The organism is Rhizobium lentis (assembly GCF_014200175.1).
Taxonomy (GTDB): Bacteria; Pseudomonadota; Alphaproteobacteria; order Rhizobiales; family Rhizobiaceae; genus Rhizobium; species Rhizobium mulingense.
This window is the reverse complement of record NZ_JACHBD010000008.1, coordinates 312,942-326,256: the sequence shown is the minus strand read 5'-3', so window position 1 is coordinate 326,256 and position 13,315 is coordinate 312,942. Positions and strand designations below refer to the sequence as shown.

Annotated in this window: 11 protein-coding genes; 5 read left to right on the top strand and 6 right to left on the bottom strand. The window is 64.5% G+C overall.

Annotated elements, in window-relative coordinates; translation table 11 throughout:
- Window positions 1-43 precede the first annotated feature (43 nt).
- From GGI60_RS20425 to GGI60_RS20405, 5 genes are read left to right on the top strand one after another with little or no spacing between them, the layout of a single operon-like run.
- A complete protein-coding gene (locus tag GGI60_RS20425; protein WP_183918180.1) occupies window positions 44-871 on the top strand; it encodes an ABC transporter permease in 828 nt (275 codons plus the stop codon).
- A complete protein-coding gene (locus GGI60_RS20420; protein ID WP_183918178.1) occupies window positions 868-1,647 on the top strand; it encodes an ABC transporter permease in 780 nt (259 codons plus the stop codon). The genes GGI60_RS20425 and GGI60_RS20420 overlap by 4 nt, the downstream gene beginning before the upstream one ends.
- Window positions 1,640-2,665, top strand: coding sequence for an ABC transporter ATP-binding protein (locus GGI60_RS20415; RefSeq protein WP_183918176.1), 1,026 nt, complete (start codon window positions 1,640-1,642; stop codon window positions 2,663-2,665). The genes GGI60_RS20420 and GGI60_RS20415 overlap by 8 nt, the downstream gene beginning before the upstream one ends.
- Before the next feature lie 4 nt (window positions 2,666-2,669).
- The gene (locus tag GGI60_RS20410) at window positions 2,670-3,590 is read left to right on the top strand and encodes a nucleoside hydrolase (protein ID WP_183918174.1); all 921 of its coding nucleotides are present in this window, start codon (window positions 2,670-2,672) and stop codon (window positions 3,588-3,590) included.
- Window positions 3,587-5,389: an adenine deaminase gene (locus GGI60_RS20405; RefSeq protein ID WP_183918171.1), complete on the top strand. Its 1,803-nt coding sequence runs from the start codon at window positions 3,587-3,589 to the stop codon at window positions 5,387-5,389. The genes GGI60_RS20410 and GGI60_RS20405 overlap by 4 nt, the downstream gene beginning before the upstream one ends.
- 143 nt (window positions 5,390-5,532) lie before the next feature.
- Here GGI60_RS20405 and GGI60_RS20400 read toward each other — a convergent pair whose 3' ends face one another.
- From GGI60_RS20400 to GGI60_RS20375, 6 genes are all read right to left on the bottom strand, one after another.
- Entirely contained in the window at window positions 5,533-6,702 is a 1,170-nt protein-coding gene (locus tag GGI60_RS20400; RefSeq protein ID WP_183918169.1) for a M20 aminoacylase family protein, read from the bottom strand.
- A 91-nt stretch (window positions 6,703-6,793) separates the two neighbouring features.
- Window positions 6,794-8,299 carry a tripartite tricarboxylate transporter permease gene (locus tag GGI60_RS20395; protein WP_183918167.1) on the bottom strand — a complete coding sequence of 502 codons (1,506 nt, stop codon included), beginning with the start codon at window positions 8,297-8,299 and terminating at the stop codon, window positions 6,794-6,796.
- A gap of 9 nt (window positions 8,300-8,308) precedes the next feature.
- A complete protein-coding gene (locus GGI60_RS20390; protein ID WP_183918165.1) occupies window positions 8,309-8,770 on the bottom strand; it encodes a tripartite tricarboxylate transporter TctB family protein in 462 nt (153 codons plus the stop codon).
- A gap of 138 nt (window positions 8,771-8,908) precedes the next feature.
- Window positions 8,909-9,892, bottom strand: coding sequence for a tripartite tricarboxylate transporter substrate-binding protein (locus tag GGI60_RS20385; protein WP_183918163.1), 984 nt, complete (start codon window positions 9,890-9,892; stop codon window positions 8,909-8,911).
- A gap of 206 nt (window positions 9,893-10,098) precedes the next feature.
- Window positions 10,099-11,433, bottom strand: coding sequence for a sigma-54-dependent transcriptional regulator (locus tag GGI60_RS20380; RefSeq protein ID WP_183918161.1), 1,335 nt, complete (start codon window positions 11,431-11,433; stop codon window positions 10,099-10,101).
- Entirely contained in the window at window positions 11,430-13,304 is a 1,875-nt protein-coding gene (locus tag GGI60_RS20375) for a sensor histidine kinase (protein ID WP_312862811.1), read from the bottom strand. Before GGI60_RS20375 ends, GGI60_RS20380 begins: the two co-directional genes overlap by 4 nt.
- Window positions 13,305-13,315: the final 11 nt, after the last annotated feature.

Sequence of the window (13,315 nt, the reverse complement as noted above, 5' to 3'; positions counted from 1 at the left end):
GCCCCCTGCCGGAACCGCGATCCCATCGATCGAAAGGCGCCTTATGTTCCAGAACCGCGCAGAAGCCCTGGCGCTTGCCCTGCCGGCAGCCGTCTTTGCAACACTGGTCTTTCTGCTGCCCGTCGCAATCCTGCTGTCGGAGGGCTTCCGCGCCGGTGGCGGCTGGACGCTGTCGGCCTATACCGATTTCTTTTCCGGGACGCTGAACCGCACCGTTTTCCTGCGCTCCTTCCGGCTCGGCCTCGAAGTCACCGCCGCCTCGGCCGTCATCGGTTATGCCGCAGCCTTCGCCATCGTCAACCTGCCGGCGAAGGGCAAAGGGCGGATGATCGGCCTCGTCACCCTGCCGCTGATGATCTCGCCGGTGGCGCGCACCTATGCCTGGATCGTCATTCTCGGCCGCACCGGCATCGTCAACCAGGCGATCACAGGCCTGGGTTTCAGTGCCGAACCGCTGCGCCTGCTGTTCACCGAAACAGCCGTCTTCATCGGTCTGCTGCAGCTCTTCCTGCCGCTGATGATCCTGTCGCTGATCAGCGCCCTCGAAAACATGCCGAGGGATGCGATCCCCGCCGCGCGTGTGCTTGGCGCCAACTGGTTCCAGGTCTTCTGGAAGGTCGTTCTGCCGCTGACCCGCGAAGGGCTCGTCATCGGCGGCACACTTGTCTTCACCGGATCATTGACCGCCTATATCACCCCCGCCGTGCTTGGCGGTTCCAAGGTGCTGATGCTCGAAACCCTGATGTACCAGCAGGTTTCCGTTGCAAATGATTTCGTCTCGGCAAGTGTCATCGCCTTCATCCTGATCGTCATGAGCTTTGCCGCCAATATCCTGCTCAAACGCCTCGCGACGGCGAGGAACCGCCGATGACCCTCCGCCTGTTTTCGCCCATCGTGCTCTTCCTGTTGCTGGTCTTCCTGATCGGCCCGTTCCTGATCATCATTGCCGCCTCGCTCTCGGCAGGCGATACGCTGGCCTTCCCGCCGCAGGGCCTGTCGCTGCGCTGGGTGACGAAGGTCTTCACCGTTGAAAGCTTCCGCGACAGCTTCGCCATGTCGATGTTCCTCGCCGTCTTCGGAACGCTCGCAGCCCTCGTCCTCGGCATCCCCGCCGCCTACGCCCTGTCGCGTTACCGGCTGCCTGGGGCCGAGACCGTCCGCACGGTCGTTTCGCTGCCGATCATCGTTCCCGGCATTATCGTCGGCCTGGCATTGCTGCGTTATCTTGTCGTGCCCTTTGGCTTCAACATCACACTCGCCCTCTTCTTCGCCCACGCGGCCCTCGTGCTTCCCTACGCCGTGCGCGTTGTCTCCGCGAGCCTCGACAATCTGCGTTCGGATATCGAGGAAGCGGCTGTCCTGCTCGGTTCGTCCAGGCTCGGCGCCTTCTTCCGCGTGGTGATGCCGAATATCCGCGGCGGCATTCTGGCCGCCTTCATCCTCGGCTTCGTCACCAGCTTCAATCAGGTGCCGGTCTCGCTCTTCCTCTCCGGCCCCGGTGTGCGCACACTGCCGATCGACATGCTGGGTTACATGGAAACCACTTACGACCCGTCCATCGCGGCACTCTCCGCCCTTCTCGCCTTCCTCTCGATCGGCATCGTCTTCCTCGCCGAACGCTTCTTGGGATTTTCGCGTTATGTCTGATGCCTATCTCAAACTCGCCAAGCTGACCCTCGCCTACGGCGATACGGTTGCGGTGAAGGATCTCGATCTCGGGATTGGCAAGGGCGAACTGGTCGCGCTCCTTGGCCCCTCCGGCTGTGGCAAGACGACGACGATGCGCGCCATTGCCGGCCTGCTGACGCCGGCTTCCGGCCGCATCGGTCTCGACGGCGCGGATATCACCCGCGTCTCCGCCAACAAGCGCGCCGTCGGCCTCGTCTTCCAATCCTACGCGCTCTTTCCGCATCTAACCGTTTATGAGAACGTCGCTTTCGGCCTGCGGCTCAAGAGCATTTCGGGCGCCGATCTTGAAGCCCGCGTCGGCGCCGGCCTGAAATCCGTGGGTCTGACCGCCTTCGCCGGCCGCAAGCCCGCCGAACTGTCCGGCGGTCAGCAGCAGCGCGTGGCACTCGCCCGCTCGATGGTCATGGAGCCGAAAGTCCTGCTGCTCGACGAGCCGCTCTCCAATCTCGATGCCCGGCTGCGCCTGGAGATGCGCGCCGAATTGCAGCGCGTGCAGAAGGAGACCGGCGTCACGATGATTTTCGTCACCCACGACCAAGTGGAGGCCCTGGCGCTCGCCGACCGCATCGTCGTCATGCTGAACGGCGGCATCGAGCAGATCGGCACGCCGGAGGAGATCTACAACAACCCGGCCTCCGCCTTCGTCGCCGATTTCGTCGGCTTTGAAAATGTCTTCGCGCTGAAGGACGGAAAGCTTACGACGCCGAACGGCCCGGTCGCACTTTCCGGCGCGGCGCCGGATTCCGCGGCGGGCCTGGCCTGGCGTCCGCGCGCGGTGATCCTCGGCTCCGGTCAATTTCACGGCACCGTGCGCGGCACGTCTTTCGCCGGCAACACCCGTGAATACCTCCTCGATACGCCGCTCGGGCCCATCAAGGCCGAAATCGATGCGGGCCTGCCGCCGCACGACATCGGCAGTGCACTCGCCTTCGACCTGCCGGTCGCCGGCGCGGCCAACCTCAAACGGTTCGGGTGAAATCATGGGCGTCTGGATCGACACGGACATGGGCTTCGACGACATCGCCGCGATTTTGGTGGTGGGGCAGTCGGAATATGAGATCGACGGCGTCTCGCTGGTCTTCGGCAATACGCCGCTGCCGCAAGTCATAATGAATGCAGCCGGCGCCGCCAGTGCCTTCGGCTGGACGTTCCCCATTCATACCGGCCGCGCCATGCCGGTTCTCGGCAAGCTCGAAACCGCGCAGGCGATTCTCGGAAAAACCGGCATCCCGACATCAGGCAAAGGCCTGCCGGAGGCGCCTACTCTTGCCGAAAGCGATGTCTTCGCAGCACTTTGCCGCTGGCTGGAAGGCCAGGGCCGGCACCGCATCCTGGCGCTCGGGCCGCTCACCAATATCGCTGCCGTGGCGCTCGCCCGCCCCGATCTCGCCACCCGCATCGACGACCTCGTCTGGATGGGCGGCGGCGTCACATCAGGTAATCACACGGCATCTGCCGAATTCAACGCGCTTGCCGATCCCGAGGCGCTTGCGATCGTCATTGCCCATGGCCTGCCGCTGCGCATGGTCGATCTCGACCTCTGCCGCAAGGTATTGGCAAGGCCGGAGGATGCCGAGCCGGTGCGCCATGCCGGCGGCGCCAATGCCGAACTGATCGCCGATATGTTTTCCGGTTATATCGGCATCGGCACCAGCCGCGGCCGCCCTGGAATGGCGATCTACGATCCATCCGCCGCCGTCGCCTTCATCGCCCCTGACATCGTCACCTTCCGCCCCGCGCGCATCGACGTCGAACTTCAGGGCGCCCTCACCCGTGGCCGCACCGTCGTCGAGACTCGTGCCACGCATGCGGCCTTCAACGCCCAATTCGCCGCCGACATCGATGCCGATAGGGCGCGCGCCATCATTCTCGCCGCCCTGGTCAACGAGGCCCGCAAATGAACGCCACCCCTCGCCAGGAACCGGCCGATCTCAACGATCCCGCTTTGCGCGCCCGCACCGTTGCGGCTGCGCGCGGCGATGCCCCCTTCGACGTGCTGATAACCGGCGGCCGGCTGCTCGATGCGGTGACCGGCCTGATCCGGAAGGCCGATATCGGCCTCGTCGGCGCGCTGATCGCCAGCGTCCATGCCCCGGCAAGCCGCACAGATGCCCTCGAGATTGTCGATGCGACAGACAGCATCGTGACGCCGGGCCTGATTGACACGCACATGCATGTCGAAAGTTCGATGGTCACTCCCGCCGCATATGCGAGCGCCGTGCTGCCGCGCGGCGTCACCACGGTCGTCTGGGATCCGCATGAATTCGGTAACGTCCATGGCCTCGACGGTGTGCGCTGGGCGATCGAGGCCGCACGCGCGCTGCCGCTGCGTATGATCCTGCTTGCCCCCTCCTGCGTGCCGTCGGCACCCGGCCTGGAAATTGCCGGCGCCGATTTCGATGCCGCTGTCATCGCCGAGATGCTGCGCTCTTCCGCCGTCGGCGGCGTTGCCGAAGTCATGAACATGCGCGGCGTCATCGACGGCGATCCCCGTATGAGCGCCATCGTCAATGCCGGCCTTGCCTCCGGCAAGCTCGTCTGCGGCCATGCCCGCGGTCTCGAGGGCGCCGATCTCAACGCCTTCATGGCGGCTGGCGTCACCTCCGACCACGAACTCACCTCCGGTGCCGATGTCGCCGCCAAGCTTGCCGCCGGTCTGACGATCGAACTGCGCGGCTCGCACGACCATCTGCTGCAAGAATTCGTCGAGGTGCTGAACGGTCTCGGCCACCTGCCGCCCACCGTCACGCTCTGCACCGACGACGTTTTTCCCGATGAACTTTACGAAAGCGGCGGCCTCGACGACGTCGCCCGCCGGCTGGTGCGCTACGGCATGCAGCCGGAATGGGCGATCCGCGCCGCAACCTTCAATGCGGCACAGCGGCTGAAGCGCTCCGACCTCGGTCTTGTCGCCGCCGGCCGTCGCGCCGATCTCGTGCTTTTCGACGATCTCACGGAATTCCGGGCGCGGCTGGTCATCTCAGGCGGCCGCATCGTCGCCCGCAACGGCAGCATGGAGGCGGCCGTCCAGCGGCTTGATACGGCACCGCTTGAAAATTCGCTGAAGCTCCCGCCACTCGTCGAAAATGACTTCCTCATTCCATCCGAAGGCGCGCGCGTCCGCGTCGCCACCATCGACCGCCCGCGCTTCACCCAATGGGGGGAGGCCGAAACGGAGGTCCGGGACGGCTTCGTCGTGCCGCCGGCCGGCAGCGCCATGATCGCCGTCGCCCACCGCCACGGCAAGGCCGACGGCGTCCCGCGCATCGGCTTCCTCACCGGCTGGGGCGAATGGCGCGGCGCCTTCTGCACCACCGTCTCGCATGACAGCCACAACCTCACCGTCTTCGGCGGCAATGCCCGCGATATGGCGCTCGCCGCCAACGCCGTCATATCAGCCGGCGGCGGCATGGCGGTCGCCAGGGACGGTAAGATCGAAGCGATCCTTCCGCTGCCGCTCTCCGGCCTGGTGACCGGCGCCTCGCTGAAGGACACCGCTTCGGCCTTCGCCGGCATCCGCAAGGCCATGGACAAGATCGTCGACTGGAAACCGCCCTACCGCGTCTTCAAGGCCTGTTTCGGCGCAACGCTGGCCTGCAATGCCGGTCCGCACCAGACCGATCAGGGGATTGCCGATGTCGTGACGGGGAGAGTGATGGAAAGCCCGGTGCTGGAGATTTTGCAGGACTTGGTGAAATAGCGAGATTCGTGCTAGGCGCCCCCTCATCCGCCCTACGGGCACCTTCTCCCCGAGGGGAGAAGAGGAATCGAGACGCCGCGGCATGTCTCTTCTCCCCTCGGGGAGAAGGTGCCGGCAGGTGGATGAGGGGCCGCAAACGCCAGCTAACCCCTCAACTCCCGCTCCACCAACGCCACCCAATAAGCCGCGCCATAGCCAAGCGCCTCATCATTGAAATCATAAGCCGTGTTGTGATGCAGCGCCCCGTCCACCGCCGGCCCGTTGCCGAGCCAGGCATAACAGCCCGGCGCGTTCTGCGCAAAGAAGGCAAAGTCGTCGCCCGCCGTCGACGGCGGAAAGCTTGTTCGCACTTTTTCACCAAAGACCATCCCGGCAGCAGCAAGCGCCCGCGTAGTCGCATCCCGGTCATTGATCACCGGCGGAATGCGCCGCTCGAAACGGTAGTCGGCTGAAATGCCATACATCGCAGCAGTTCCGCTGGCCAACCGGCCGACTTCGGCCTCGAGCTGACCGCGCACCTCGGGCGAATAGGCGCGTGCCGTGCCGCCGATCTCGACCACGTCGGGAATGACGTTTAGCGCCTTGGGGTCACCCGCCTGCAGGAAGCAGGCGCTGACGACGGCCGGCTGCAGCGGATCGACCACGCGCCCGACGATCGTCTGCAGTGATGACAGGAAGGTGCCGGCCGCCGTGATCGGATCACGGCCGAGATGCGGCTTGGCGCCGTGCGTGCCGATGCCGCGAAAGGTGACGCGCCAGCTGTCGGAAGAGGCAAGCTGCGGCCCCTCGACCACCGCGATCTCATCGACCGCTAGTCCAGGCATATTGTGCAGTCCATAAACGGCGTCGCAAGGGAAAAGCCTAAAGAGCCCTTCGTCCACCATGCGCTTGGGGCCGCCGCGCCCCTCTTCGGCCGGCTGGAAGATGAAATGCACCGTGCCGGAAAAACTCCGCGTCGCCGCAAGATGCCGTGCGGCGCCGAAAAGCATCGCCGTATGGCCGTCATGACCGCAGGCATGCATCCTGCCAGGCACCGTCGACTTATAAGGCCGCTCCGCCGCCTCGGGCATGGCGAGCGCATCCATGTCAGCCCTGAGCCCGATGCGGCGGGTGCCGTTGCCGACCTGCAGCGTGCCGACCACGCCGGTGCCGCCAAGGCCGCGATGCACGGCAATACCCGCTTCCTCCAGCAGCCTCGCGACGATGCCGGCGGTGCGCTCCTCCTCGAAGCCGAGCTCGGGATGGGCATGCAGGTCACGTCGCAGGGCAGTGAGGAACGGCAGATCGTCCTTGATCCGGGCGGGGATGCTCATGGCCTGGATATCCTGTCGAGCGAACGGGCGCCCAGCCGGCGCCCGCGTCAGATCATTTCTTGTTTATCAAACGGATCGCAAGTTCAACCCCTCAGGCTTCCTCGACGAACACCTCCTCGCGCTTCTTCTTGACGCTCGGCAGGAAGACGACGATCAGAACGGCGACCGCGATCGCCAGAAGCGTGGCGCTGATCGGCCGAGTGACGAAGGTGGTCGGATCGCCGCGCGACAGGATCATGGCGCGTCTGAGGTTCTCTTCCAGAAGAGGCCCGAGCACAAAACCGAGCAGGAGCGGTGCCGGTTCGCAGCGAAGTTTTGCCAGCACGTAGCCGATGAAGCCGAAGAAGGCGACGGCATAGAGGTCGTAGACATTGGCGTTGACGCTGTAGACCCCGATCGAGCAGAAGGCCATGATGATCGGGAAGAGCACGTAATAGGGCACGGTCAGAAGCTTCACCCAGAGCCCGATCAGAGGCAGGTTCAGGATCACGAGCATCAGATTGCCGATCCACATCGAGGCGATGATGCCCCAGAACAGCGCCGGCTGTTCGGTGGCGACATTCGGTCCCGGCACGATGCCCTGAATGATCATCGCGCCGATCATCAGCGCCATGACGGGATTGGCCGGAATGCCGAGGGTCAGCAGCGGAATGAACGAAGTCTGCGCCCCCGCGTTGTTGGCCGATTCCGGACCCGCCACGCCGGCGACCGCGCCCTTGCCGAAATCCTGCGGCGTCTTCGAGAGGCGTTTTTCCACCGTATAGGAGGCGAAGGAGGCAAGGATCGCCCCGCCGCCCGGCAGGATGCCGAGCGCCGAGCCGATCGCCGTGCTGCGAATGACCGGCGCAATCATCTCCTTGAATTCCTGGCGTGAGGGCAAGAGACCCGAAACCTTGGCCATCAGCACCGTGCGTGTCGACTCGCCTTCGAGGTTGCGCAGGATCTCCGCCACGCCGAAGACGCCGACCGCGAGCGCCACGAAGTTCAGCCCGTCGGCATATTCGCGGATGCCGAGCGTGAAGCGCGGCGTGCCGGTGTAGATATCGGTGCCGACGAGGCCGAGCAGCAGACCCAGCGCCACCATCGCCAAGGCCTTGACGACCGAGCCGTGCGCAAGCGCGATCGAAGAGACAAGACCGACGATCATCAACGAGAAATACTCGGCAGAGCCGAATTGCAGCGCGATGTCGGTCAGCGGCGGGGCGAAGATCGCAACGAGAAAGGTCGAGACCGTGCCGGCGAAGAACGACCCGAGCGCGGCGATCGCCAGTGCCGCCCCCGCCCTGCCCTTGCGCGCCATCTGGTAGCCATCGATTGCGGTAACGGCGGAAGAGGATTCGCCCGGCATATTGATGAGGATCGCCGTCGTCGAGCCGCCATATTGCGCGCCGTAATAGATGCCGGCGAGCATGATGAGCGAGGAGACCGGCTCGAGCTGGAATGTGATTGGCAGAAGCATGGCGATCGTCGCCGTGGCGCCGATGCCGGGAAGCACGCCGATCAGCGTGCCGAGCAGCACGCCGATCAGGCAGAAGAGAAGATTGTCGAGAGTTGCCGCGGTGGCGAAGCCGAGAGCGAGATTGCTGAAAAGATCCACCGTCGCCTCCTAGAACCGGACCCAGGGGCCGAAGCGCTCGAACGGCAGCCCGAGCCCATAGCTGAAGACGGCAACCGAAAAGATCGTCAGCAGCAGCGATAGGATGATTGCAAACACAACATTCATTTTGCGCGACGCAAAGCAGGCGATGAAGGCGGTGAAGAACAGCGCCGGCGCAAATCCGAGCCCGCGCACCGTCAACCCGAAAAAGACCGGCGCCGGCAGAATGAAGAGCATGCCGCGCCAGGCGAAGACATCGACCGGCTCGCCCTCGACACGCAGGGCCTGAATGAAGATGATCGCGCCGAGAAGCACGAGCACGCAGGCAAGCACCAGCGGAAAATAACCCGGTCCCATGCGTAATGCCGTGCCGAGGTCGAGCGAGATCGACTGGAAGGCGAAGAAGGCGCCGGTGCCGATGAAAAGCGCGCCGCAGATCGCATTGGTGGTATCAAAACTGATGGATTTCATGGTGTCTCCTGGAGTTGGAGATGGTTCACGTGACGCCTCATCCGCCTGCCGGCTCGGCCGCTGCCATTGAGCATGCAGTCCCCTCTCCCCGTGGACAGGGAGAGGGTTAGTGTGAGGGGTTATTCCTGGCACCCCTCACTAGTCAGCATATTCCCCGGCAGCCTCGATCACCGGCTTCCAGCGGGCGATCTCGCTTTCGAGCTTGGCCTTCAGCGCGGCCGGCGTCGCATCGGCGTCGGAGGACGGTGCCGTGCCCAGTTCGGCGAAGCGGGCGCCGACATTGGGATCCTTCAGCGCCACCTGCAGCGACTTCGACAGCCGTTCGTTGATCGCGGCGGGCGTACCTTTCGGCGTGTAGATACCGTGCCAGATACCGACTTCGAAACCCGGCAGGCCGGCTTCGACAGCCGTCGGAATGTCCTTCATGACGTCGAGGCGCTTGGGCGAGGTTACCGCATAAGCCTTGATCGTGCCGCCTTGAATCTGCTTCGTCGTGTTGGTCGTCTGGTCGCACATGATATCGACCTGGCCGCCGAGAAGGTCGGTCATGGCAGGACCCGTACCCTTGTAGGGAACGGTCGTAAGCTGGGTCTGGATGGCGCTCATGAACATCATGCCGCAGAGATGCGAAGCGGCGCCGATGCCGGCATTGGCGACCGTCACCTTGTCCTTGTTGGCCTTGACATAGTCGATCAGGCCCTTGAGATCCGTCGGCTCGAAGTCCTTGCGTGCGACGATCGTCATCGGCACCTCGGTCACAAGGCCGACATAGTCGAAGGCGCCGAGCGTGTCATAAGCGAGCTTGCGATAGAGCGTGGCGCTGGTAGCCATGCCGATATGGTGCAGGAGGATGGTGTATCCATCGGGATCGGCGTTCGCCACCCGGCCCGCGCCGAGCGTGCCGCCGGCGCCGCCGACGTTCTCCACGACGATCTGCTGACCGAGATCCTTGGACATGGATTCGGCGACGAGGCGTGCGACGGTATCGGTCGGGCCACCGGCCGCGAAGGGGACGACCATGGTAATGGTGCGCTCGGGATAGGTCTGCGCCGAAGCGGCGCCGGCGAGAAGAGAGACCGCGGCAGCCGCGGTCAGGCCGAGCATGGCCTTCAGGATTTTCATCGTTTCCTCCCTGATGAAACAAGCAAAGCCGCCGGCATATCCTCCGCGCCGACGATGTCCTATTTGCCGCCCGGAAAAATCGAGCCGCAATCACCGCCACCGCCTCGACAAGATGATTCTCAGACAGTGCGGTGCAGCATGGGTCGATTCGGAAACAAACGGCTATTGCGATGGGTGGAAATCCACCCATCGCCATGCTGGCAGGATCAGCCGTCAGTAAACAGCATCCGCTTGTCGAGGCCGTATTTCTGCATCTTTTCGTAGAGCGTCTTGCGGGAAATGCCGAGCGATTCATAGACCGGCCGGAGGCTTCCGCCATGCGCGACCAGTGCGCTGGCGATGACGCCCCGTTCGAATTCGGCGACGCGTTCTGCAAGGCCAGTCGCCTCCTCGGCCTGCCGCCCGCCGTTGTCAAGGCCGAGCACCAGACGGTCGGCGGCGTTCCTCAATTCGCGGACATTGCCGGGCCAGTCGCGCTGGGCGATGTCGGAGATCACCTCCGGCGGCACGGTGAGCTCGTCGCGGCCGTAGCGGGCGGCCGCCTCCCGCACCAGCTGCAGGAAAAGCAGCGGAACGTCCGCCCGCCGCTGCGACAGCGACGGCACGTGCAGCGTTGCGACGTTCAGCCGGTAGAGCAGATCGGCGCGGAAACGGCCAGCTGCCACCTCCGCCTCAAGATTGACCTTGCTTGTCGCGATGAAGCGGACGTCGAGCGGCACGACCTCGTTCGATCCGAGCCTGGAGATCACCCGCTCCTGCAGCACCCGCAGGAACTTCGCCTGCAGATCGAAGGGCATGGAGCCGATCTCGTCGAGAAGGATGGTGCCGCCGCGCCCGTGTTCGAACTTTCCGTAACGCGGCCTGACCGCTCCCGGAAAGGCGCCGGGCTCATGGCCGAAAAGCTCGCTCTCGATCAGGTTTGCCGGCAGCGCGGCGCAATTGATCGCAATGAACGGCCGGCTTGCCCGGGCGCTGATGTCGTGAAGCGCGCGGGCCACCACTTCCTTGCCGGCGCCGGTCTCGCCGACAATAAGCGTATCGGCATCGCTCGCCCCGATCGCACGGATGCGATAGCGCAGGTCCACCATCGCCTGCGTGCGTCCCGGCAGCCGCGCCTCGATATCGTCGCGTTTGCCGGCGACCGCCTTCAGCAGCCGGTTTTCGAGCACGAGGCCGCGCCGCTCCATCGCCCGGCGAATGACGCCGGCAAGCATCTCCGCCGTGAACGGCTTCTCGATGAAATCATAGGCGCCCTCCCGCATCGCCTTCACAGCGAGCTGCACATCGCCATGGCCGGTGACGAGAATGACCGGCACCTCCGGATCGACCTCGCGGATCTTCTGCATCAGCGTCATGCCATCGATACCGGGCATGCGGATATCGCTGACGACGACGCCGGGAAAGCTGTAGCCGATCAGCTCGAGCACATGATCGCCATTCGAAAAGGTCTCGACGCTGAAGCCGGAGAGCTCCAGCGCCTGCGCCGTCGAGCGGCGCAGCTCCTCCTCGTCGTCAACCAGCAGAATCTTCGCTTCGTTCATTCCGCCGCCTCCGGCATCAGCCCTGCCGCCGACTGCAGCTCGATGCGGAACACCGCGCCCCCTTCGGGATGATTGGCGGCGGCCAGGCTGCCGCCGAAATCCTTGACGATGTTGTAGGAGATCGAAAGTCCCAGCCCGAGCCCCTTGCCGACGCCCTTCGTCGTGAAGAACGGATCGAAGATGCGCTCGGCGATCGCCGCCGGCACACCCGGCCCATGGTCGCGCACCGTCAGCACCACCTTGCCGGCCTTCTCGAAAGCCGAAACCTCGATGCGCCTGTCATCCAGTCCTTCCACCGCGTCGGCGGCATTGGAGATCACATTCACCAGCACCTGCTGTAGACGCACCGAACCGGCGCGCACGACCGGCGCCCTTGTCCCGAGATCGAGCCGAAGCTCGGTGTCCGCCGCTTTCAGCCGCCATGCGACGATTTCCAGCGTATCACGCATCGCTTCGTCGAGAGGGACCGGCCCGAGCTTCTCGTTCGGCTTGCGGGCGAAGTTGCGCAGGTGCCGGCTGATCGAGGCCATCCGGTCGATCAGCCCGCCGATGCGCCTTATATTGTCGCGCGCCTCCTCCATTCGCCCGCGGTCGATCAGCACCGTGGCGCTGTCCGTATAGGTCTTGGCGGCGGCCAGCGGCTGATTGAACTCATGCGAAAGAGCCGCCGACATTTGTCCGAGCCCGGCAAGCTTGCCGGCCTGGATCAAATCGGCCTGGGTCTGACGTAGCTGCTGTTCGGTCAGCCGCCGCTCCGAGATCTCCTCCTCGATGCGGCTGTTGACGCGGGCAAGATCAGCGGTGCGCTCCTCTACCCGCCGCTCCAGCTCGCCGCGCGCCTCGGCCTGCATCTGCATGCGCTCCGCAAGCCGCGCCCGCCGCTGGCGAAGCACGGCGACAGCAAGCGCGGCGATGCAGAGGATGAGGAAGACGGCGGCCAGTGCGGTGCGCGCCTGAGCCCGGATGGAGCTCGTTTCCATCAGCACGTTCACCGTCCAGTCCTCGGCCGGCATGTAATGCGACAGCACCAGATATTCGCTCGCACCCCGGTCGCTTGCCAGCGTCACCAGCTCGTGCTGTTCGAAGCGGTGACGCGTCACCGGCAGCGCCGTCAGCCTGGCATTGGCATAACGCCGCGAGGCTTCCGTGCGGGCGATGCGGTCGGCCGTCAGCGGCAGGATCGCCCCGTAAAGCCATTCCGGGCTGCCCGACATGAAGATGATACCCTCCGGATCGGAGACGAAAATCTTGTACTCCCCGCCGCTCCAGGAGGATTCGATCATGTCGATATCGACCTTGAAGACGATGACGCCACGGATGTCCGCCTCGACCCTGATCGGCGCCGAGAAATAATAGCCGCGTTTCAGCGAGGTGGTGCCGAGCGCATAAAATCGCGCTAGCCGGCCTTCGATCGCCTCCTGGAAATAGGGCCGGTAGTTGAAATTCTGCCCGACGAAGCTTCCGGGTCCATCATAATTACTGGCGGCGATCGTCTCCCCGTCCGGCTTCACCACGTAGATGTCGGAGGATTTCAAAAGCCCGTTGATCTCTTTGAGGTAGAGGTTGGCAGCATCACGCAGCGCCATGTCGTCAGGCGCGCTGACCAGTTCCTTGATGTCGTCATGATCGGCAATCAGCGCCGGCAGCGCCTCGTAGCGGTTGAGATGACCGCTGAGCGCCGAAACCGCGAGACGCAGTGCCGTTCCCGCCTGCGCCGAGGCCTCTTCCATATAGGCGCGAGTCGCAATCGCGCTTCCATAGTTGAAGAAGGCGAAAATGACGATCGGCACCACCAAAAGCGCCGCTATCGCACGATATCTCGAAGACAGATCCGGCTCCTCCCTTTCTGCCTCCACTCCCCAGCAAGGCACGCCCGACGGGC

Excerpts from the sequence above, each read along its gene's own strand:
- GGI60_RS20425 (WP_183918180.1), top strand. The coding sequence starts at position 44 with ATGTTCCAGAACCGCGCAGAAGCCCTGGCGCTTGCCCTGCCGGCAGCC.
- GGI60_RS20420 (WP_183918178.1), top strand. The coding sequence starts at position 868 with ATGACCCTCCGCCTGTTTTCGCCCATCGTGCTCTTCCTGTTGCTGGTC.
- GGI60_RS20415 (WP_183918176.1), top strand. The coding sequence starts at position 1,640 with ATGTCTGATGCCTATCTCAAACTCGCCAAGCTGACCCTCGCCTACGGC.
- GGI60_RS20410 (WP_183918174.1), top strand. The coding sequence starts at position 2,670 with ATGGGCGTCTGGATCGACACGGACATGGGCTTCGACGACATCGCCGCG.
- GGI60_RS20405 (WP_183918171.1), top strand. The coding sequence starts at position 3,587 with ATGAACGCCACCCCTCGCCAGGAACCGGCCGATCTCAACGATCCCGCT.
- GGI60_RS20400 (WP_183918169.1), bottom strand. The coding sequence starts at position 6,702 with ATGAGCATCCCCGCCCGGATCAAGGACGATCTGCCGTTCCTCACTGCC.
- GGI60_RS20390 (WP_183918165.1), bottom strand. The coding sequence starts at position 8,770 with ATGAAATCCATCAGTTTTGATACCACCAATGCGATCTGCGGCGCGCTT.
- GGI60_RS20385 (WP_183918163.1), bottom strand. The coding sequence starts at position 9,892 with ATGAAAATCCTGAAGGCCATGCTCGGCCTGACCGCGGCTGCCGCGGTC.
- GGI60_RS20380 (WP_183918161.1), bottom strand. The coding sequence starts at position 11,433 with ATGAACGAAGCGAAGATTCTGCTGGTTGACGACGAGGAGGAGCTGCGC.